The sequence below is a fragment of the Citrobacter sp. wls716 genome (assembly GCF_005280975.1).
GTDB lineage: Bacteria > Pseudomonadota > Gammaproteobacteria > Enterobacterales > Enterobacteriaceae > Citrobacter > Citrobacter youngae.
Genome location: NZ_SZWX01000052.1, coordinates 44531 through 66263 on the forward strand (window position 1 = coordinate 44531; position 21733 = coordinate 66263).

At 52.2% G+C, this 21733-nt stretch carries 19 protein-coding genes, 4 tRNA genes and 1 pseudogene; 4 read left to right on the forward strand and 20 right to left on the reverse strand.

Translation table 11 applies throughout. The features are described from left to right. The first annotated feature begins 40 nt into the window (after nucleotides 1-40). The 4 genes and pseudogenes from hemC (at nucleotide 41) to hemY (ending at nucleotide 4092) form a co-directional block, all read left to right on the forward strand. Nucleotides 41-982, forward strand: coding sequence for a hydroxymethylbilane synthase (hemC, locus tag FDX24_RS19765; RefSeq protein ID WP_137345892.1), 942 nt, complete (start codon nucleotides 41-43; stop codon nucleotides 980-982). After that, entirely contained in the window at nucleotides 979-1719 is a 741-nt protein-coding gene (gene hemD / locus FDX24_RS19770) for a uroporphyrinogen-III synthase (RefSeq protein ID WP_048214074.1), read from the forward strand. The genes hemC and hemD overlap by 4 nt, the downstream gene beginning before the upstream one ends. A 21-nt stretch (nucleotides 1720-1740) precedes the next feature. Beyond that, a pseudogene (hemX, locus tag FDX24_RS19775) lies at nucleotides 1741-2890 on the forward strand (uroporphyrinogen-III C-methyltransferase). Nucleotides 2891-2892: 2 nt separating this feature from the next. Continuing rightward, nucleotides 2893-4092 carry a protoheme IX biogenesis protein HemY gene (gene hemY, locus FDX24_RS19780; RefSeq protein ID WP_048214072.1) on the forward strand — a complete coding sequence of 400 codons (1200 nt, stop codon included), beginning with the start codon at nucleotides 2893-2895 and terminating at the stop codon, nucleotides 4090-4092. A 455-nt stretch (nucleotides 4093-4547) separates the two neighbouring features. On the opposite strand, the gene FDX24_RS19785 is transcribed toward hemY, so the two are convergent. The 20 genes from FDX24_RS19785 to trxA form a co-directional block, all read right to left on the reverse strand. Continuing rightward, a tRNA-Pro gene (locus FDX24_RS19785) sits at nucleotides 4548-4624 on the reverse strand. A gap of 41 nt (nucleotides 4625-4665) precedes the next feature. Further along, a tRNA-Leu gene (locus FDX24_RS19790) sits at nucleotides 4666-4751 on the reverse strand. Between the two features lie 20 nt (nucleotides 4752-4771). Continuing rightward, nucleotides 4772-4847: transfer RNA gene (locus FDX24_RS19795), tRNA-His, on the reverse strand. Between the two features lie 56 nt (nucleotides 4848-4903). Beyond that, nucleotides 4904-4980: transfer RNA gene (locus tag FDX24_RS19800), tRNA-Arg, on the reverse strand. Nucleotides 4981-5082: 102 nt separating this feature from the next. Further along, on the reverse strand, nucleotides 5083-6468 hold the full coding sequence (locus FDX24_RS19805) for an amino acid permease (RefSeq protein ID WP_048214071.1): 1386 nt from the start codon (nucleotides 6466-6468) through the stop codon (nucleotides 5083-5085). Nucleotides 6469-6746: 278 nt separating this feature from the next. After that, nucleotides 6747-7487: a lipopolysaccharide N-acetylmannosaminouronosyltransferase gene (gene wecG / locus FDX24_RS19810; RefSeq protein ID WP_048214070.1), complete on the reverse strand. Its 741-nt coding sequence runs from the start codon at nucleotides 7485-7487 to the stop codon at nucleotides 6747-6749. Further along, nucleotides 7487-8842, reverse strand: a complete 1356-nt coding sequence (gene wzyE, locus FDX24_RS19815) for an ECA oligosaccharide polymerase (protein WP_048214069.1) — start codon at nucleotides 8840-8842, stop codon at nucleotides 7487-7489. Before wzyE ends, wecG begins: the two co-directional genes overlap by 1 nt. After that, on the reverse strand, nucleotides 8839-9918 hold the full coding sequence (locus tag FDX24_RS19820) for a TDP-N-acetylfucosamine:lipid II N-acetylfucosaminyltransferase (protein ID WP_137364800.1): 1080 nt from the start codon (nucleotides 9916-9918) through the stop codon (nucleotides 8839-8841). The genes wzyE and FDX24_RS19820 overlap by 4 nt, the downstream gene beginning before the upstream one ends. After that, nucleotides 9915-11165, reverse strand: coding sequence for a lipid III flippase WzxE (wzxE, locus tag FDX24_RS19825; protein ID WP_048214067.1), 1251 nt, complete (start codon nucleotides 11163-11165; stop codon nucleotides 9915-9917). Before wzxE ends, FDX24_RS19820 begins: the two co-directional genes overlap by 4 nt. 1 nt (nucleotide 11166) lies before the next feature. Further along, nucleotides 11167-12297 carry a dTDP-4-amino-4,6-dideoxygalactose transaminase gene (gene rffA / locus FDX24_RS19830; RefSeq protein WP_137364801.1) on the reverse strand — a complete coding sequence of 377 codons (1131 nt, stop codon included), beginning with the start codon at nucleotides 12295-12297 and terminating at the stop codon, nucleotides 11167-11169. 4 nt (nucleotides 12298-12301) lie between these two features. Next, nucleotides 12302-12979: a dTDP-4-amino-4,6-dideoxy-D-galactose acyltransferase gene (gene rffC, locus FDX24_RS19835; RefSeq protein ID WP_048214065.1), complete on the reverse strand. Its 678-nt coding sequence runs from the start codon at nucleotides 12977-12979 to the stop codon at nucleotides 12302-12304. Beyond that, nucleotides 12957-13838: a glucose-1-phosphate thymidylyltransferase RfbA gene (rfbA, locus tag FDX24_RS19840; RefSeq protein WP_048214064.1), complete on the reverse strand. Its 882-nt coding sequence runs from the start codon at nucleotides 13836-13838 to the stop codon at nucleotides 12957-12959. Before rfbA ends, rffC begins: the two co-directional genes overlap by 23 nt. Nucleotides 13839-13871: 33 nt before the next feature. Beyond that, the gene (gene rffG, locus FDX24_RS19845) at nucleotides 13872-14939 is read right to left on the reverse strand and encodes a dTDP-glucose 4,6-dehydratase (protein WP_121585250.1); all 1068 of its coding nucleotides are present in this window, start codon (nucleotides 14937-14939) and stop codon (nucleotides 13872-13874) included. Further along, on the reverse strand, nucleotides 14939-16201 hold the full coding sequence (gene wecC / locus FDX24_RS19850) for a UDP-N-acetyl-D-mannosamine dehydrogenase (RefSeq protein ID WP_137364802.1): 1263 nt from the start codon (nucleotides 16199-16201) through the stop codon (nucleotides 14939-14941). The genes rffG and wecC overlap by 1 nt, the downstream gene beginning before the upstream one ends. Then, nucleotides 16198-17328: a non-hydrolyzing UDP-N-acetylglucosamine 2-epimerase gene (gene wecB, locus FDX24_RS19855; protein WP_048214061.1), complete on the reverse strand. Its 1131-nt coding sequence runs from the start codon at nucleotides 17326-17328 to the stop codon at nucleotides 16198-16200. The genes wecC and wecB overlap by 4 nt, the downstream gene beginning before the upstream one ends. Nucleotides 17329-17383: 55 nt before the next feature. Then, on the reverse strand, nucleotides 17384-18430 hold the full coding sequence (gene wzzE / locus FDX24_RS19860) for an ECA polysaccharide chain length modulation protein (RefSeq protein ID WP_048214060.1): 1047 nt from the start codon (nucleotides 18428-18430) through the stop codon (nucleotides 17384-17386). A 12-nt stretch (nucleotides 18431-18442) separates the two neighbouring features. Then, on the reverse strand, nucleotides 18443-19546 hold the full coding sequence (gene wecA / locus FDX24_RS19865; RefSeq protein WP_005133353.1) for a UDP-N-acetylglucosamine--undecaprenyl-phosphate N-acetylglucosaminephosphotransferase: 1104 nt from the start codon (nucleotides 19544-19546) through the stop codon (nucleotides 18443-18445). Nucleotides 19547-19785: 239 nt separating this feature from the next. Continuing rightward, nucleotides 19786-21045 carry a transcription termination factor Rho gene (gene rho / locus FDX24_RS19875; protein ID WP_002437993.1) on the reverse strand — a complete coding sequence of 420 codons (1260 nt, stop codon included), beginning with the start codon at nucleotides 21043-21045 and terminating at the stop codon, nucleotides 19786-19788. 78 nt (nucleotides 21046-21123) lie between these two features. Further along, nucleotides 21124-21207 (reverse strand): rho operon leader peptide, encoded by an 84-nt coding sequence (locus FDX24_RS19880; protein ID WP_101743114.1) that lies wholly within the window; start codon nucleotides 21205-21207, stop codon nucleotides 21124-21126. A 176-nt stretch (nucleotides 21208-21383) separates the two neighbouring features. Further along, entirely contained in the window at nucleotides 21384-21713 is a 330-nt protein-coding gene (gene trxA / locus FDX24_RS19885) for a thioredoxin TrxA (protein ID WP_001280776.1), read from the reverse strand. Between the last annotated feature and the right edge of the window lie 20 nt (nucleotides 21714-21733).

A 21733-nucleotide genomic window follows, 5' to 3' on the forward strand; every position in this document is an offset into this window, starting at 1 on the left:
ATGTTAGGATGGTCAATGATTGATAATGACGGTAACAAGCATGTTAGACAATGTTTTGAGAATTGCCACACGCCAAAGCCCCCTTGCGCTCTGGCAGGCACATTATGTCAAAGACGCCTTAATGGCAAACCACCCCGGTCTGATCGTGGAACTGGTTCCCATGGTGACCCGTGGCGACGTGATTCTGGATACCCCACTGGCAAAAGTCGGGGGTAAAGGTTTGTTTGTTAAAGAGCTGGAAGTCGCACTACTGGAAAAACGCGCCGATATCGCCGTGCACTCCATGAAGGATGTGCCGGTTGAATTCCCTGACGGTCTTGGACTGGTCACCATTTGCGAGCGTGAAGATCCGCGTGATGCTTTTGTCTCCAATAAGTACAACACGCTGGATGAACTCCCGGCAGGTAGCATCGTTGGAACGTCCAGCTTACGTCGCCAGTGCCAGTTGGCGAAGCGTCGTCCGGACCTCATCATCCGTTCGTTGCGCGGCAACGTAGGCACTCGCCTGAGCAAACTGGATAACGGCGACTACGACGCGATTATTCTGGCGGTCGCCGGATTAAAACGCTTAGGACTGGAGTCGCGAATCCGTACTGCTCTGCCGCCAGAAGTCTCCCTGCCTGCGGTCGGACAAGGCGCAGTTGGCATAGAATGTCGACTGGATGACATGCGCACTCAGGCGCTGTTAGCGCCGCTCAACCATGAAGAAACTGCGCTACGCGTCAAAGCCGAACGTGCCATGAACACCCGCCTGGAAGGGGGATGTCAGGTGCCCATCGGCAGTTATGCCGAACTCATCAACGGTGAGATTTGGCTACGAGCGCTGGTTGGCGCGCCTGACGGTTCGCAGATGGTATGCGGAGAACGTCGCGGCGCCGCGCAGGATGCGGAAAAAATGGGTATATCTCTGGCAGAAGAACTGCTGGAAAACGGTGCTCGCGCCATTCTGGCTGAAGTTTATAACGGAGATGCCCCCGCATGAGTATTCTGGTCACCCGCCCGTCTCCCGCTGGGGAAGAGTTAGTGAGCCGTCTGCGCACACTGGGGCAGGTGGCCTGGAGCTTTCCGCTTATTGAGTTCGCGCCGGGCCGGGAACTGCCAACGCTTGCCCCCCGTCTTTCGGCGCTCACCGAAAACGATCTGGTCTTCGCACTCTCGCAGCACGCCGTCACCTTTGCCGATGCCGAGCTTCAGCGGCAAGGGGTAAGTTGGTCCACTCTCCCGCACTATTTTGCCATCGGCCGTACAACGGCGCTGGCGTTACACACCGTGAGCGGATGCAATATTCACTACCCTCTGGATCGGGAAATCAGCGAAGTCTTGCTACAATTACCTGAATTACAAAATATTGCGGGAAAACGCGCACTGATATTACGCGGCAACGGTGGCCGCGAGCTAATAGGTGAAACCCTGACAGCACGCGGAGCTGATGTCGATTTTTGTGAATGTTATCAACGCAGTGCAAAACATTACGATGGCGCAGAGGAAGCGATGCGCTGGCAATCTCGCGGCGTGACCACGCTGGTTGTCACCAGCGGAGAGATGCTACAACAGCTCTGGTCGCTCATTCCGCAATGGTATCGTGAGCACTGGTTACTACGCTGTCGGCTGCTGGTCGTCAGTGAGCGTCTGGCGCACCTCGCCCGGGAACTGGGCTGGCAAGATATTAAGGTCGCTGATAACGCTGACAACGATGCGCTGCTACGCGCATTACAATAACTCTCATAATGGGATGCCATAATGACGGAACAAGAAAAAACCTCCGCCGTGGTTGAAGAGACCAGGGAGGCCGTGGAAACCACATCACAGCCAGTCAATACTGAAAAAAAGAGTAAGAACAGCACGGCGCTGATTCTGAGCGCGGTGGCGATTGCTATTGCGCTGGCGGCAGGTGTGGGGCTGTATGGCTGGGGAAAACAGCAGGCCACTACGCAGACAGCAACCAGTGATGCGCTGGCAAACCAGCTCATGGCGCTGCAAAAAGCGCAAGAAACCCAAAAGACCGAGCTGGAAGGCATTATTAAGCAGCAGGCAACACAGCTGGATGAAGCCAATCGCCAGCAGACTGCGCTGGCCAAACAGCTTGATGAGGTTCAGCAAAAAATCGCCACTATCTCCGGAAGCGATGCCAAAACATGGCTACTGGCGCAGGCCGATTTTCTGGTGAAACTGGCGGGGCGTAAATTATGGAGCGATCAGGACGTTACCACCGCCGCAGCGTTGCTGAAAAGCGCCGACGCCAGCCTGGCTGACATGAATGACCCCAGTTTAATTGCCGCTCGTCGCGCGATTACCGACGATATCGCCAGCCTCTCTGCGGTAACTCAGGTCGACTATGATGGCATTATCCTCAAGGTAAACCAGCTCGCTAACCAAATTGATAACCTGCGTCTGGCTGATAACGATACCGATGATTCACCGATGGATTCTGACAGCAGCGAGCTTTCCAGTTCCATTAGCGAATGGCGCGTCAATCTGCAAAAAAGCTGGCAGAACTTTATGGACAGTTTTATCACCATTCGCCGTCGTGATGAAACCGCCGTCCCGCTACTGGCGCCAAACCAGGATGTTTACTTACGTGAGAACATCCGTTCACGCCTGCTAGTGGCGGTACCGCCAGGCGCTGGAAAATGTCTCCACGTGGGTTCGCGCCTATTACGACACTGACGATGCGGCGACAAAAGCGTTCCTTGAAGAGGTCGATCAACTGAGCCAGCAAAGCATCAGCATGGACGTACCGGAAACACTTCAGAGCCAGGTTATTCTTGAGAAGCTAATGCAGACTCGCGTGCGTAATTTGCTGGCCCAGCCATCCACATCACCGGCTGAAGCCGCACCTGCACCAGCACCTCAGGCAGATGCTCCGGCAGCCGCGCCGCAAGGAGAATAATGATGCTAAAAGTATTGTTGCTCTTTGTGCTGTTGATCGCCGGGATCGTCGTCGGTCCGATGATAGCCGGTCATCAGGGCTACGTGCTGATCCAGACGGATAACTACAACATCGAAACCAGCGTGACGGGTCTGGTGATCATTCTGATCGTCGCGATGGTCATTCTTTTTGCGATTGAGTGGCTGCTGCGCCGTATATTCCGTACTGGTGCGCATACCCGCGGCTGGTTCGTGGGGCGTAAACGCCGTCGTGCGCGTAAACAGACCGAGCAGGCGCTGCTTAAACTGGCAGAAGGCGACTATCAGCAGGTTGAAAAGCTGATGTCAAAAAATGCCGATCACGCAGAACAGCCGGTGGTGAATTACCTGTTGGCGGCAGAAGCGGCTCAGCAGCGTGGTGATGAAGCTCGCGCTAATCAACACCTTGAACGCGCAGCCGAACTCGCCGGAAATGATACGATCCCAGTCGAAATCGCCCGTGTTCGTTTGCAGCTGGCGCGTAATGAAAACCATGCCGCACGCCACAGCGTAGACAAACTGCTGGAAGTGACGCCACGTCATCCGGAAGTCTTGCGCCTGGCTGAACAGGCTTATATTCGCACCGGCGCATGGAGTTCTTTGCTGGATATCATTCCATCAATGGCGAAAGCGCATGTGGGTGATGAAGAACACCGTGCGATGCTGGAACAGCAGGCATGGGTGGGTCTGATGGATCAGGTTCGCGCCGATCAGGGCAGCGAGGGATTACGCGCATGGTGGAAAAACCAGAGCCGTAAGACTCGTCATCAGGTTGCCCTGCAGGTGGCGATGGCAGAACATCTGATTGAGTGTGACGATCACGATACGGCACAGCAAATCATCATCGATGGTCTGAAACGTCAGTATGACGACCGCCTGGTGCTGCCGATCCCACGTCTGAAAACCAACAACCCGGAACAGATAGAAAAAGTACTGCGCCAGCAAATTAAAGTGGTGGGCGACCGCCCACTGCTGTGGAGTACGCTTGGTCAGTCATTGATGAAGCACGGTGAATGGCAGGAAGCTACGCTCGCCTTCCGTGCCGCGCTTAAACAACGCCCGGATGCATACGACTACGCCTGGCTTGCCGACGCACTGGACAGGCTGCATCAGCCGGAAGAAGCCGCCACCCTGCGCCGTGATGGCCTGATGTTGACACTGCAGAACAACAATCCCCCGCAGTAACTCCTGAATGCCCGGTGACGCTTTCGCTTACCGGGCCTACATATTTTTCAATCGTATACGCAAAATCATTCGAGAAGCAGCTCGAAGGATTTTGTTTATGCATAAAAAAACGCCCGCTCGGTAAGGAGCAGGCGTTAAACAGGTCTGTATGACAACATAAATGGGTGCTTCACTCAACGTTATGTCCATGGTGTTTGATGAAGCTAAAGCGACATCTGTCAGTGGACGATAAGCACCGTAAACGGCTCTGCATCATTCCTGAGTTTATGAGGCCTGATGGCGAACATAAGAGATGGAATGAGCATCTACACGCATATTATTACACAGCGTATGCGGTGATTGCACTGTAAAAACCAGGGATTGCGGCTTTTTAGGACTTCATGACATTTGGGGGAGAAGAGGTACAAAAGCGAAGAACAGAAAACAAAAAACCCCGCCGAAGCGGGGTTCAAAATTGGTCGGCGAGAGAGGATTCGAACCTCCGACCCACTGGTCCCAAACCAGTTGCGCTACCAAGCTGCGCTACTCGCCGTTTTACTGCTTTTTGAATTTTTAGTTCAATTCTTTAAGTCGTGGTGCGAGGGGGGGGACTCGAACCCCCACATCCTAAGGACACTAACACCTGAAGCTAGCGCGTCTACCAATTCCGCCACCTTCGCATTTCACAACTTTAAATTAATGGGGTGGCTAATGGGATTCGAACCCACGACAACTGGAATCACAATCCAGGGCTCTACCAACTGAGCTATAGCCACCACTGCAAATCTTTTACGCGGTATTAAAACCACCGCAGCTCCGGCACCTTACTAAATGGTGCGCCCGACAGGATTCGAACCTGAGACCTCTGCCTCCGGAGGGCAGCGCTCTATCCAGCTGAGCTACGGGCGCTTAGCGCCGTTGCGGGGCTGGATATTACGGAGGTCTCGGTCTGCTGTCTAGTGCTTTTTTAAAATAAATTATCGTTTGGTCACGCTTTGTGCGTTTTGTCGCTTATTCCTGCAATTTTTGGGCTGTGCCATGACGATTCAGGCCAAAAACCTTATAAATGAGCGTCACCGCCAGTAAGAAGCCAATGCCAACAAACAGCGACATTCGGGTATCTTCATTAAAGTACATGCCGATTAATACGCAAATCAGGAACGCCATCGTCAAATAATTCGCCCACGGGAACAAAATCGAGCGGAAAGGATGACTGGCGATCGCCGCCTTATGGGCCTGACGGAAACGCAGTTGGCTTATCAGGATCACAAACCATGGCACCATCCCCGGCAGTACGCTGGCGCTATAAACATAAACGAATACACGCTGCGGGTTGGGAATAATGTAGTTCAGGCACGAACCAATCAGCAGGATGGCGATAGAAATGGCCACGCCGGCAACCGGTACGCCATGACGCGAAACTTTTCCAACAGCGGCGGGTAGTTGGCGATTCTTTGCCAGCGCATAGAGCATACGGCCACAGCTGTACATCCCGCTGTTACAGCCAGATAGCGCCGCCGTCAGGACCACAAAGTTGATAATCCCAGCGGCCGCTGTAATACCAATCCTGGCAAAAGTGAGAACGAACGGGCTGCCGTTACTGCCAATCTCATTCCACGGGAAGATAGTGACGATAACAAAAATCGCCCCCACGTAGAAAATCAGGATACGCCACAGCACTTTACCTACCGCGCTACGCAGTGTGACCTGTGGATTTTTCGCTTCACCAGCCGTGATGCCGATCAGCTCCACGCCCTGATAGGAAGCAACAACAATACACAATGCTGTCAGGAACCCTTTCCAGCCCCCCGCGAAGAAACCGCCATGCTCGGTCAAATTGCCAAAGCCGATCGCCTGACCACCGTTACCAAAGCCGAAGAAAATAACCCCTACGCCAATGACAATCATCACAATGATGGTGGTCACTTTGATCATGGCAAACCAGAATTCGATTTCACCATACAAGCGAACTGCTGCCAGGTTTGCTAACGCAACCAGTCCAACAGCAATCAGTGCGGGTATCCATTGCGCCATTTCCGGGAACCAGAACTGGACGTACACCCCAATGGCGGTAATCTCCGAGATCCCCACCGCCATCCACATAAACCAGTATGACCATGCGGTAAGATAGCCAAAGAAGGGGCTCATGTAGCGGTGAGCGTAAACGGCGAATGAGCCGGTGACCGGCTCCAGGAACAACATCTCCCCCATGGAACGCATGATGAAGAAGACGAACAACCCAGCGACGATATACGCCAGAAGAACCGACGGTCCCGCCCATTTCAGGGTACTGGCAGCCCCCATAAACAGTCCGACGCCAATGGTGCCCCCAAGGGCAATTAATTCGATGTGACGAGCCTCCAGCCCACGCTGTAGCTCAGGTTTGTTCTCGGCCATAGATCCTCTTGTTGTGTTTGCATCGTTTCCGGTATTACCGGTTATCGTTATGGGTACATCGTTTTTTGCCATAACAGGCCATTCAGCACCGACCACTTTACGGTTGGCGCCAAAAACACCACGGCACTGCAATGATTGTTGCGAATGGTTTCTTAAAATCGCCTAAATGGCAATTAAAGCATTCAAAAAATAAATAGATTGTGCGAGAAAGCAGCGATTATGTTGTGAATAAGTAGCGCGTTTAGCATAACGCGCTACTGAACAACGCAGAGGTGATGTCAGAGATTGCCGGTATAGTGCCAGCGGAGATAACGTAATAAACGAAGTTGGCGGGTGATGCGACTTGGTTGCAGCAGCAAGCGATACAGCCACTCCAATCCCAGGCTCTGCCAGAATTTGGGCGCGCGCTTTACGTGCCCGGTGAACACATCGTAGGTGCCGCCCACGCCCATATACAGCGCATGCGGATGGACCTGGCGACAGTCGCGCATAAAAATTTCTTGTTTCGGCGAACCCATCGCCACGGTAACAAGTTGTGCGCCGCTGGCATGAATACGCTCAAACAGCGCCTGACGCTGATCGGCGGTAAAATAGCCGTCCTGACTACCAACAATATTGACGTGCCATTGTGCGCGCAGTTTTGCCTCTGTTTGTGCCAGAACATCAGGCTTACCGCCCACCAGGAATACGGGCGTTCCTTCCTTCCCGGCGCGAGCCATCAGCGCTTCCCAGAGATCGGCCCCCGCCACACGTGATACCTGCGCCTGCGGGAATTTTTTACACACGGAACGCACCACGCTGATCCCATCCGCATATTTAAACTCAGCGGCCTCGATCAACGTCCGAACCTCTGGGTTATCCTCCGCTGTCAGCATTTTTTCAGCGTTAATTGCTACCAGCGTCCCCTGCCTGAGACGTCCCCCGGCAAACAGGTAATTCAGCGCATGTTGCATATCGCGCCAGCCAATCAGTTCTAATCCGCGCAGTGAATACAGCGGCGCAGTTGTGTTATCTGTCATTACGATCCTTCAACCTGTGTCCGGGGCACCGACTTTATTCGTTTATGGATGAGTCCCGCACTATCAAACAGCCAGTACAACAATTTTGCCACCAACAGACAGACGCCGAAAATCACGAGGAAAAAAACCACTCGCGAGACAAACGAATCTAACCCTTCACGTGCCAAAACGATCATATTAAAAATGGCACCGAAACAGAAACTGTGCAAAATCGCCGACTTATAGCGATTAGTTTCCCGGTTGCCTAATTCATACAACCAGTCGAACCATTTAATAATTAGGCCGACGACAATCGCGCCTAACGGTATAAACAGCGCCCCGCCCATCACCACCAGCGAACCAATTAACGTCGGCGAAATCGCCAGCCCCGAGTGGTTATTCAACACTTCCCAGGTAAAGTAGTTCGCTGAGTTGAGAACAATGCCAGGTCGTCCCGGCCACAGCCAGGAAGGGATAAAGACGTAGAAGTCACGAACAATCGGTGCCAGTCCCTGAAACTCAATATTGTGGTAATTTTGCAGCAATAGCGCCAGATTCTCCCACGGCGAGAAGGTATCGCGCGTGAGGTACAGGAAAGTATAGAACGCCTCATCACCGCTGACGTTCATCCCGTAGCGCTTCAGCGCCAGCCAGAACATCCCGACAATACCCAGGACGCCCGCCGCGGCCAGCATCCACAGCGAAATCCAGCCGCGAATAATGCCGATAAACAGGAAAATGGCAAACGCGATAATAATATTGGCGCGGGTTCCGCCAACAATCATGTACGTCAGCAACCCAAATGCAACGGTACTCACCAGGAAGAACAACCACGCTTTGCTGTCCTGACGCAGGAAGTAGACCACCAGCATCGCCGGAATGAAGAAGTAGAAGAAGCGTTTCAGAGCCACCCCGGAGACTTCACTGGAGAAAATCTGGCTATAGGATTGCAACCTGAACAGCAGGAAACCGTTGTGCATAAAGAAAATGCCCACGCTCACCAGCGCAATCGCCATCAGGATAATCCAGGTCAAATGTGCTTCAACGCGATTGATGGTAAACAGCGGTTTGCGCGTTCTCTCCGGGCTCCGTTTCCGCAGGCGTGTTTTATAGGTCACATAGTACACTGCGTAGAAGCAGGCAGCGGACAGCAACGCCTGCAGCAAAATTTCCGGCGGGGCCACCGCCACATCAAAGCGAAATACCAGCACGCTGGTCAACGGAAAACCAAAGAAAAACGTCAATAAGAACAGCAATGAGAAGAAGACATTGAAGTTAAACCGCACGCGTCGGAATTCAAACCAGGTCAGCGTGGCGATAAACAAAGTCGAGAGCAGCCACACCACCAGCAGACCGCTGAATTGCATCAGACTCATACGGTTTCTCCTGAGGCAATGCGCAGCGCGTTATGCCACGGTTGCAGATAATTCGGGCTAAAGAAAGTAATTGCACTTTTATCAACCGATGCCAGTTGGCGCTGCGCCTCGCGTACGATACCTTCATTGAGTACATCTGTCGTAAACAGAACCGGGATGTTTTGCTCTGCCATATCCTGCCAGAATGGGTTTTCACGATTGAGCACGCACGGGATCCCCGCCTGAATCAGCAGACACAATGTACCAATCCCCTGCTGACGGGCAAAAATAAAGTAACCCAGATCGCACTGACGCAGTAGCGCCAGATAGGCATCAAACTCCAGCTTTTCACTGAGAATTTGCAGGTTATCGGCGCTAAATAACGCCAGACCCGCCTGGCGCACTTCTTCAATATAGCCTGCATTATTTGCCGGGTAACCCATTGGCACAATCACGTTCACCGTGTCGCCGAACTGCTGATGGACAGCACGCAGCGCGGCAATATGCTCATTACTGCGATCGCCAGAGTTTCCGACCAGGATCGTCATTTTCCCGCGTCGCTGGCGCTCATTGCTCATATTGTTCAGCGACGGATCCATACGGGTTGGGAAATAGAGCAATTCCCCGCGAATACGCGGATGCAGCTCAGCGAAATAGCTCAGATCGCCTCGCGTGGCAAAGACACAACCCACGCGGTTTTGTGCCATTCGGCGAATCGGGTAAAACAGACGGAATTTCAGCCCACTGGAGACTTCATACAGATCGGCACCCCAAATATGCCAGTAAAACTGCTCAGGCTTAATCCCCCCGCTCAGCAATGCCAGCCACAGACTAGTATTGAACTGCCCATGAAAGAAGAAACGCTGCTGGCGATACGTCTTAGCTTTGGCGATAACGGCCTCTGCCAGCGCCTTTTTTCCACCGTAGAAACTCAGTGATAACGCCGGGTAGCTCTCGCTAAATCCCGTATCCTGACCGGCAACCATAAACACGCGCGCGTGCTCACTTGTTGCAGCCAACGCGTCGTTGAAGAACCGCAGCACGGTTTGGTTATGGTGAGGGATATCCGATCCCAGAACGTGAATCAGTACAGTCATACCCGCCTACGCCAGAGTAAAAACACGCCACAACAAAGAGAAAAATAGACGATGTACGTTGCCATATAGGCCTGTGCCGCGCCCAGAGCACCGTGCGCGGGGATCAACCAGTGGGCAAATGCCGTCAACAAAATGAACTGGCTAATTTCGGCCAGAATATAAAACCGCAGCGAGGCCTTCGCGATCACCAGATAGCCAAATACGTAGGCACCCACTTTCAGTACATCCCCCACCAGTTGCCAGGCAAACAAATCACGCATGGCGGTGAATTTAGCGGAGAAAAGCAGCCAGATAGCAAAATCACGTAACAGCCAGACGGTAAAACTCGCGGCGGCAACTGCCGGTAATACAAATTTCAGCGATTTGATAACTTCACGCGTGATGTCGCGCTTTTCAGTCAGGCGAGACAGTGTTGGCAGCAGATACACACTGAATGAAGCGGTAATAAATTGCAGGTACGCATCAGAGATACTGCTCACCCCCTGCCAAATCCCCACGTCATCCCAGCTGTATTGCACCGCCAATAGGTTTCGCATCATCACATACGCCACGGGCAGCGTCACAGAGGTAATGAGCGCCATCAACGTAAACTTGCTTAGCTGCCCTGCCAGACCGTTATCCCACGAGGGCTTCAGGTAATGCAGAGGAATAGTGCCACGCTTAATCAGCATGATGGCTGCAGGGATAACCACCAGCGCTGGCACCAGCGCCAGCCCCAGCAAAGCACCTTCGTATCCGCCCAACCGATAGCAGCCGTAGTAGGCCACGACGCCGACCAGGCTGCCAATAATCAGCGATAGCGCATTACCTGCGGCATCTCGGAATCCTTTCATCAACGCCAGCAACAGGTTTGCCCAGGCAATCCCCATCTGTACCAGCGCAACCAGGCGTACCAGCCCCTGAAAATGCGTATGACCAAACAATCCCTGACTGATAGGCGCTGCTGCCAGCAAAAAAATCGCCGCCATCAGCGTAGAGAATCCCAACACCATTGCGGATGATGTCCCCACCACCTTACGCAACCGCGCCGGGTCATCATGGTGCTGCGCAACGTATTTCGTGACGCCGTTGAAAATCCCAGCGCCCGCCAACACGCCAAGCACGGTGACCATCTGACGGAAGTTTCCCGCCTGGCCCACACCCGCAGGGCCGAAAGAGACCGCCAGCAGTTTTACCACCAACAAACCCGCACCAATTTTTACCAGCGTACTGGTAGCCGTCCACAAGGACGCTTTAGCCAGCGACATATCAGGAGAAGTAGTTGAGTAAGGTCGTAATTACTGTGCGCTGGTTCACCAGCGACAGGTTATAAAACAGCGGCAGACGCAGCAGGCGTTCACTCTCTTTGGTGGTGTAACGATCGACTCCGGAAAACACGCCGAATTTATCGCCAGCCGGACAATCATGCAGCGGAATATAATGGAATACCGCCATAATTTCGGCTTCTTTCAGGAAGTTAATCAACGCCGTGCGATCGTCAATATCGCGCAGCTTGATATAAAACATATGGGCGTTCTGCGCACAACCTTCCGGGATGGCGGGTAAATAAATACGCCCGGCACGCGCCAGCGGTTCGAGGGCATCATAATAATTCTGCCACAGCACCAGGCGCTGATGATTAATACGCTCTGCCGCTTCCAGTTGCGCCCACAGATAGGCAGCCTGGAGATCGGACATCAAATAGCTGGAGCCAATATCACGCCAGGTATATTTATCAACCTGACCGCGGAAAAATTGACTGCGATTCGTCCCCTTTTCACGGATGATTTCTGCACGTTCAACTAATTTACGGTCGTTGATCAGCGTCGCCCCGCCTTCACCGCCTGCGGTATAGTTTTTGGTTTCATGGAAGCTAAAGCAGCCAATATGCCCAATGGTCCCCAGCGCACGGCCTTTGTAGGTCGACATTACGCCCTGAGCAGCATCTTCTACCACGAACAGGTTGTATTGTGACGCCAACGCCATAATGGTATCCATTTCACAGGCAACCCCGGCGTAGTGCACCGGCACAATAGCGCGGGTTTTCTCGGTGATCGCCGCTTCAATCAGCGTTTCATCAATGTTCATGGTATCCGGGCGGATATCGACAAAGACGATTTTTGCGCCACGCAGCACGAATGCGTTCGCGGTAGATACAAATGTGTAGCTGGGCATGATGACTTCATCGCCGGGCTGGATGTCCAGCAATAATGCCGCCATCTCCAGTGATGCGGTACAGGAAGGCGTCAGCAGCACCTTCTCACTGCCAAAATGCTGCTCCAGCCATTGCTGGCAACGGCGGGTAAAACCACCATCGCCACACAGCTTGCCGCTGCTCATCGCTGACTGCATGTATTCAAGCTCGGTTCCCACCACCGGCGGTGCGTTAAATGGAATCATTTTGTCACCTGTATAACCAGTACGCGGTGCTTTCCACATTTGCACCGCTCTGTATATAACGTTTAAGCGCGGCGGTGTTGCCCATCTGGGTCGCCACCCGCAATGTTGTTTTACCGCGAGCCTGTGCCCAGCAAAGCGCAGCCTGCATGAGTTCGGCACCCGCACCACGACCAGCCAGTAAGCCAATACGTGCATCAGTATCATTGACGTCACGTAGTGAGACATAACCGCGAATCCCACCTGTCTGTGTACGAAAAATGAGGCACTGATGATCGAACGTGCCCAGCACAGCGTTTTCTATCCACTGTGCATAAAAACGCGCACTGGCCTCCACGGGATACCACGGTGCGCGGAAACGACTTTGGGCGAACGCCTCTCCTGCCAGTCGACGCAGCAGCGGAATATCCGCAGCTTGCGCCACCTGTGCACCGGGATTTTCACGGGCGCACGTTACCGGCAGAACAAAGTCCATCTCACCTTCGACCAGTGAAAAGCCCAACTGCTGTAAAGCATCTAATTCATACGTATTTGCAGCAGGAATTTTTGCCTGCACCCGTTCCCAGCGCTGTAAAACTTCTGCTGTCAGGATCGGTGCGTGCGGGTCAAACCGTACAATGGCGCTATTCACGCCAAAGAACGTATTTTCCCAATCCAGAGACTCAATACTGGCGCGGACGGGCACGGAGCAGCTCCAGCAAATATTGGCCGTAGCCTGTTTTAGCCAGAGAGCTGGCGGCACGTCTAACACCTTCATCATCCAGCCAGCCATTACGCCATGCTATCTCTTCCAGGCAGGCGATTTTAAAGCCCTGACGTTTCTCCACCGTCTGCACAAACGTGCTCGCTTCAATCAGACTGTCGTGCGTACCGGTATCCAGCCAGGCAAAGCCACGGCCAAGCAATTCAACGGTCAGATTGCCATCGTCAAGGTACATCTGGTTAATGGAGGTAATTTCCAGTTCCCCACGCTCAGAAGGTTTCACGCGCTTTGCGTATTCCACTACCTTACTGTCGTAGAAATAGAGTCCTGTCACCGCCCAGTTTGATTTTGGTTCTTTCGGCTTCTCTTCCAGCGAGACTGCGCGAAAATTGTCATCAAACTCAACCACACCGAAACGCTCAGGATCCATCACCTGATAGCCAAATACCGTCGCACCTTGTGTTCTGGCAGCGACGTGGCGTAGTTTTGGACTAAATCCCTGACCAAAGAAGATATTGTCCCCAAGCACCAGACATGATGGTTCGCCGTTAAGGAACGTTTCACCAATAATGAATGCCTGTGCTAAACCATCCGGGCTGGGCTGCTCTGCATAATGCAATTCAATACCGAACTCAGAGCCATCTCCCAGCAAACGCTGGAAATACCCTTTATCTTCCGGTGTGGTAATAATGAGGATCTCGCGAATTCCCGCCAGCATCAGTACCGATAGCGGGTAATAGATCATGGGCTTATCGTAAATAGGCAATAGCTGCTTCGATACGCCGCGCGTAATGGGGTACAGGCGAGTGCCTGAGCCACCTGCCAGAATGATACCTTTCATATGATCCCTCCTCCGGGCGCCAAAACCAGGCTGTTAGCCCTTCAGGCCCAAACGCTCACCCTGGTAGCTGCCATCCTGCACGGGTTTCCACCAGGCCTCATTTGCCAGATACCATTGCACGGTTTTACGCATGCCACTTTCAAACGTTTCCTGCGGCACCCAGCCAAGTTCACGCGCAATTTTCGACGCATCAATGGCATAGCGCAGATCATGGCCTGGGCGATCTTCAACATAAGTGATCAATTCTTGATACCGCATAACACCTTTTGGTTTTTGCGGTGCCAGTTCTTCCAACAAGCTGCAAATCGTTTCGACCACGTCCAGGTTTTTACGCTCGTTATGACCACCAATATTATAGGTCTCGCCAACCGCGCCTGTAGTCGCGACGCAATAGAGCGCCCGGGCATGATCTTCCACATACAGCCAGTCACGAATCTGCTGTCCGTTGCCGTACACCGGCAGAGGTTTTCCCGCCAGTGCATTGAGAATCATCAGCGGGATCAGTTTTTCCGGGAAATGGTAGGGCCCATAATTGTTGGAGCAGTTAGTCATTAACGTTGGCAGCCCGTACGTACGTAGCCAGGCACGTACCAGATGATCGCTGCTGGCCTTTGACGCGGAATAAGGACTACTCGGTGCATACGGCGTCGTTTCGGTAAAGAAATCATCCGTAGAATGCAGGTCGCCGTACACCTCGTCGGTTGATATATGGTGGAAACGAAACGCCTGCTTTTTATCATCGGCTAACACATTCCAGTATGCGCGAGCGGCTTCCAGCAACGTGTAGGTTCCGACAATATTGGTTTCAATAAATGCGGCGGGGCCATCGATAGAACGATCAACATGACTTTCTGCCGCCAGGTGCATCACGCAATCCGGCTGATACTGTTGAAACACGTTGTCGAGCGCCAGGCGATCGCAGATATCAACTTGTTCAAAGGCAAAACGGGCATTCTGTGCAACCGGCGCCAGCGACATCAGGTTTCCGGCATAGGTTAACTTATCAACCACTACCACGGCATCCCGAGTCTCATTAATGATGTGACGCACAACCGCTGAGCCAATAAATCCTGCACCACCGGTAACCAGAATTCGTTTCATTAGCGCCAGACTCCTTTGGTATCAACCACGTATTGCTGGTGAACCGCATCGCCTTTAATCGCTTTAAATTCATTATGGTCAACCAGCATCACCAGCACATCGGCGCTTGCCAGCGCATCGTCCAGTTTCGCCAGTTGGCACAGGCCATCCAGTTTTTTCGGCAACTGATGGATATTCGGTTCAACCACCAGCGTCTCGCCGCTGTGCCAGCGTGCGATACTTTGCGCCACCCCCATTGCCGGGCTTTCACGTAAATCATCAATATTCGGTTTGAACGCCAGACCAAAACAGGCAATTTTTACGTCGCTGGTACGTTTATTGGTCTCCGTCAGACAATCCGCTACAGCGGCTTTTACCCGATCGACAACCCAATGAGGCTTACTATCATTTACCTCGCGCGCGGTGCGGATCAATCTCGCCTGCTGCGGGTTCTGCGCCACAATAAACCACGGGTCGACCGCGATACAGTGCCCGCCAACACCAGGTCCAGGCTGCAAAATGTTAACCCGCGGGTGACGGTTCGCCAGACGGATCAGTTCCCAGACGTTAATCCCCTGATCGGCGCAAATCAGCGACAGTTCATTAGCAAAGGCGATATTGACATCGCGGAAGCTGTTTTCGGTCAACTTGCACATTTCTGCAGTGCGGGCGTTAGTCACCACACATTCACCTTCGAGGAAGATGTTGTACAGTTCGCTGGCGCGCATAGAACAAACGGGGGTCATTCCGCCAATCACACGGTCATTTTTAATCAGTTCAACCATTACCTGGCCTGGCAGCACGCGCTCCGGACAATAAGCAATGTTCACGTCAGCCTGTTCCCCCGCCTGCTGCGGGAAAGTCAGATCAGGGCGCATTTCTGCAAGCCATGCTGCCATCTGCTCCGTTGCCCCGACGGGTGACGTCGATTCAAGGATCACCAACGCCCCTTTTTTCAGCACCGGCGCAAGCGACTTCGCTGCGGCTTCAACATAGACCATATCGGGTTCATGCTCCCCCTTGAAGGGGGTCGGCACAGCAATCAGATAAGCGTCTGCTTCAACAGGTGTCGTAACCGCACGCAGAAAGCCATTTTCGACTGCTGTTTTCACCACAGCACCCAAATCAGGTTCAACGATGTGGATTTCACCGCGGTTAATGGTATCCACCGCATGTTGATTTACATCTACGCCAATAACATGTTTTTGACGGGAAGCAAAAGCGGCCGCCGTCGGCAGTCCGATATAACCCAGCCCAATGACAGAAATGGTCGTAAAACTCATAGCGATATCCGATTATTTTTTAACGCGTGTAAAATGCGGCCACACGCCTGCCCATCACCATACGGATTATGGGCGCGGCTCATGGTCTGATATTCATTTTCGTCATGCAGCAAGCGCGTGACTTCTGCCACAATACGCTGAGGGTCAGTCCCAACCAGACGTACTGTGCCTGCGGTAATGGCTTCTGGCCGCTCCGTTGTTTCTCGCATCACCAACACAGGTTTGCCCAGAGAAGGGGCTTCCTCCTGAATCCCGCCGGAATCGGTAAGGATAAGCCAGGCATGATTCATCAGCCAGACGAATGGCAGATAGTCCTGTGGCTCAATCAGAATCACGTTCTCAACATGACCCAAAATACGATTTACCGGCTCGCTAACGTTGGGGTTCAGGTGTACGGGATAGACAATCTGTACATTCTGATTAGCCGCGGCAATTTCCGCCAGTGCATGGCAGATTTGCTCAAAGCCGCGACCAAAGCTTTCCCGACGATGACCGGTTACCAGGATCATCTTCTTATCCGCATCCAGGAAAGGATAGCGCTCAGCCAGTTCAGCGCGCAGTGCTTCATTTCCGAGTACACGATCGCGAACCCAGATCAACGCATCAATAACCGTGTTCCCCGTGACAAAAATACGGTCATCCGGAATGGTTTCACGCAACAGGTTTTGGCGTGAATTTTCAGTTGGGGAAAAGTGATACATTGCCAGGCGCCCGGTCAGTGTACGGTTTGCCTCTTCCGGCCAGGGAGAATAGAGATCGCCAGTTCGCAACCCAGCCTCAACATGCCCCACCGGAATACGCTGATAAAACGCGGCCAGGCTGGTCGCAAGGGTTGTTGTTGTATCACCGTGGACTAGCACCACATCAGGTTTGAACTCAGCGAGGATTGGCTTTAATCCTTCCAGAATTCGACAGGTAATTTCTGTCAGTCCCTGACCTGGCTGCATAATATTGAGATCGTAGTCAGGTACGATGGAAAAGAGGTGCAATACCTGATCGAGCATCTCCCGATGCTGTGCAGTGACGCAAACTTTCGCGTCGAAATCAGGATCTTTAGCCAGCGCATGAACCAGAGGAGCCATCTTAATGGCCTCCGGTCGCGTACCAAATACAGTCAGTACTTTCACATCGATTCTCTTCGGATTGGCAGTGAGAGCCCAGCCCCTCACTGCAACGGTATTGCTAAATCGAACGGCGACGGGTTAACGCGACACCAGCACCGATCAGGGCCCCAACGATGCCCCACATAATCATCAGGAAGGCACGACGTGGGCTATCACGTTTTACCGGTTCTTCCGGCGTCCGCAAATAACGATAGGTCTGAAAACGCGGATCCAGGGTCGGTCCTACGTTCAGCGTGTTCAGCATGGCTCTGTTTTGAAAATAGTCCATATCAAAATCTGGGCCAACAGATTGCAGGTTTTCGAGTCGCGCCTGCAGCATAGGGCGTCCGAGTAAAAACAACTCAGAATCAGGCAACTCTTCAGCAGGGACATCAGTAGAAGTACGCGAAATATTATGCTGCTCAGCAATTTTGAGCGCTTGTTCAATGTTATGAACACGGCGAGAGAAAATCGATTTTGCTACCTCTTCCTGCCGTTTGACCTGCGCTTTCATTTGCACCGTCCGCGCAGCCCATGCGCCTTTCAGCTCATCGTTCAGATGACGTGCTGCACGCTGGCTGGCAAAGGCCACGTACTGGCGCAGAAGATTGTTGGCATCAGGTGCCGTTTCCGCAATAAGCTTCACGCTGTCATTGGTGTTCCGCAACGCATCACCAGGCATAAACTGAATGTTGTTGATCAGTTCATCCAGCAGCGCGGCATCGGCTTTACTGTTTCCGACCATACGCTGCTTGTAATAATCAGTCTGCTGCCAGAATTCACGGCGCGTATCCCAGGAGGCAAGCTGCATGATAAATTCTTTATAGGCTTCATCCATCACCGACGGCTGGTCCGTTGATGCGAGGCTGGCCTTAATATCCAGGTTGCGCAGGAACTGTTGTTGAGAGTAATAGCCCCCCAACATATTCACCGTAGGCTTGTCTGAAATAGCCGTTGCGCTCCACTCCTGACGGGCGAAAAAAGTATAGGCGAGAGCAACAAGTGCAAATGCGAGCGCCATACCGACAATCCACACCTTCCCTGCCCATAAGGTACGAAACAACCCACGGATATCCAGTTCATTTTCAGCGCTCATGGCGTCTTCCCCCGGTAATGGTTGTGTCATCGCATCCTCAATTCACTTGGTTAAGTTTGGTTTGCCTTCACGAATTCTTCTCAGTCTGCGCTTCACTCGCTTGATAAATCTCGCCACTTTCCAGGCACGCTTGATACAGTATCCGTAGAGGCCAAATGCCATTAAAAACAGCACCAGCATGGCCCATTCCGGAACCAAACGGAAATATTCAGCCAGCACACCGATCGATGCCAGCACGGCCGCCGCCAGCGTAATCAGAACAAATGCCTGGCGGGAAGTAAACCCTGCCCGCATCACCAAATGATGAATGTGCTGGCGATCGGCTGAGAACGGGCTCATGCCCTTACGCAAACGGCGGTACATGATCGCCACCATATCCATTAACGGGATGGCGATAATCCACAGTGCGGTAACTGGGCTTATAGGATGTGTTTTGCCCTGCGTGGTTTCCAGCAGGATCCAGATGATGGTAAAACCAATCAGCGTACTGCCAGCATCACCCATGAAGACTTTATAACGGCGCCCAAGAACGCCCAGGTTCAGCAGAATATAAGGCAGAATGGCGGCGATCATCGCAAAACACCATACGGCCAGACTCGTCTGCCCATCGAACCACAGGATAAACCCCATCGCCGCGAATGAAACGCTGGACAGCCCACCTAACAGGCCGTCAATACCGTCCACCATATTGAAAGCATTAATTGCCGCCCAGACGGCAAACAGCGTCAGTAAATAGCCAAACGGGCCAAGAATCATCTCCCAGGGGCCAAAAATATACCCAAGGCTAAGAAGATAGAGTTTGCCAACCGACATCATGATAATGCCGATCGCGGCCTGGATAGTTGCGCGGATTTTTACACTGATATCAAAACGATCGTCCAGCGCGCCAACCAAAACCAGCACGCCGGCACAGGCCAGATAGAGAGAAGCATGCGGGATGTAATAATCAGCAATCACAAACGTAAAGCAAATACCTGCGTAAGCCGAAATCCCCCCAACCAGCGGGATCAATCCTTGATGCCGTTTGCGAAAGTTGGGTTTATCCACTAAACCAATCTTTTTTGCGACCTTACGCGCAAAGAAAAGAAACAGTGTTGTGAATAAAAAAATACTGATGAGATCAGTGCTTACTGTCAGTAAATTCACAATGCATGCTCTCAGAGAAAATTAATAGCAGAAGTATAACCACGAAGACCTTTATTCAGAAGGGAAACCCGTCTCCATATCCGATGGTTCTGTATAATTATCAACCACAAGATACAAATTACGAATCTTTTTCAACCTGGCGGTATGTCATACCGTATTATTGTTATTGTGTCGTTAAGATTACAGGCATAAAAGCAAAACGCCACGTAAAAACGTGGCGTTTTCGGATGATGCCTGAATTATGAGCGCTTCATCATATCGAAGAAGTCATCATTGGTCTTCGTCATCGCCAGCTTGTTAATGAGGAACTCCATTGCATCAATTTCACCCATCGGATGGATGATTTTGCGCAGGATCCACATTTTCTGCAGCTCTTCCTGGGTGGTAAGCAGCTCTTCTTTACGGGTACCGGAACGATTGTAGTCGATAGCCGGGAAGACGCGTTTTTCAGCGATCTTACGAGAGAGATGCAGTTCCATGTTGCCGGTACCTTTAAACTCTTCGTAGATAACTTCATCCATTTTAGAGCCGGTATCGATAAGCGCAGTCGCGATGATGGTCAGGCTGCCGCCCTCTTCCACGTTACGTGCCGCACCGAAGAAACGCTTCGGACGGTGCAGGGCGTTGGCATCAACACCACCGGTCAGGACTTTACCGGAAGCCGGGACCACGGTGTTGTACGCACGCGCCAGACGCGTGATGGAGTCGAGCAGGATGATAACGTCTTTCTTATGTTCAACCAGACGTTTCGCCTTCTCGATTACCATTTCCGCAACCTGAACGTGGCGAGATGCGGGTTCATCAAAGGTAGAAGCCACAACTTCACCTTTAACCAGACGCTGCATCTCGGTCACTTCTTCCGGACGTTCGTCAATCAGCAGCACCATCAGCACACAGTCCGGGTGGTTGTAGGCAATGCTCTGCGCAATGTTCTGCAGCAGCATGGTTTTACCCGCTTTCGGCGGTGCCACAATCAGACCACGTTGGCCACGACCGATCGGCGATGCCAGATCCAGTACGCGCGCCGTTAAGTCCTCGGTAGAACCATTACCACGCTCCATACGCAGACGGGAGTTTGCGTGCAGCGGCGTTAAGTTTTCGAAGAGGATCTTGTTACGGGCGTTTTCCGGTTTGTCGTAGTTAACTTCGTTAACTTTCAACAGCGCAAAATAGCGTTCACCTTCTTTTGGCGGGCGAATCTTACCAGAAATGGTATCACCAGTGCGGAGGTTGAAACGGCGGATTTGGCTTGGAGAAACGTAGATGTCATCAGGACCGGCGAGGTAGGAGCTGTCTGCAGAGCGGAGGAAACCAAATCCATCCTGCAATATCTCCAGCACACCGTCACCAAAGATATCTTCGCCACTCTTTGCGTGCTGCTTCAGGATGGCAAAAATAATGTCCTGCTTGCGCATACGAGCCAGGTTTTCAAGGCCCATATTTTCGCCGAGAGTGATCAGCTCAGAAACCGGCGTATTCTTTAATTCGGTAAGATTCATAATGGTGTGAGTTCTTAAACTTGGGGTAAATCTCGAACTTAATGTTGTGAATGGTATGGCAGGGTCATCCATGCCTGTTTACGGCCATCGACTCATGTCTGTTCGCTGTCTGGTCACAGGAAAGTACGCAGAACTGAAACGACAAGACGGATTGAGTGACAAGGCCCTGAATCTGTCTACTTCTCGCACGAGAAACAACGGGAAGTATTGGATAAAGCTAGATTCAAACTTAATAAGGTATGTTTAATACGAAGTCAACACTAACTTAGCACGACTCAAGTCGGGCGTCCAGTCATCCGAATCATTTCGAAGTATGGCCGCCCGATCATGATACTTCCTTACGCTAAGTTAGCGTCGAGGAACTCTTTCAACTGACCTTTGGACAGCGCGCCAACTTTAGTCGCCGCAACTTCGCCGTTTTTAAACAGCAGAAGGGTCGGGATGCCACGAATACCATACTTCGGCGCGGTGCCTGGGTTTTGGTCAATGTTCAGTTTAGCAACCGTCAATTTGCCCTGATATTCGTCAGCGATTTCATCCAGAATCGGAGCGATCATTTTGCACGGACCGCACCACTCTGCCCAGAAATCAACGAGGATAGCTCCGTCCGCTTTGAGTACATCCGTGTCAAAACTGTCGTCAGTCAGGTGAATAATTTTATCGCTCATAATAACTCCACAGGAATAAG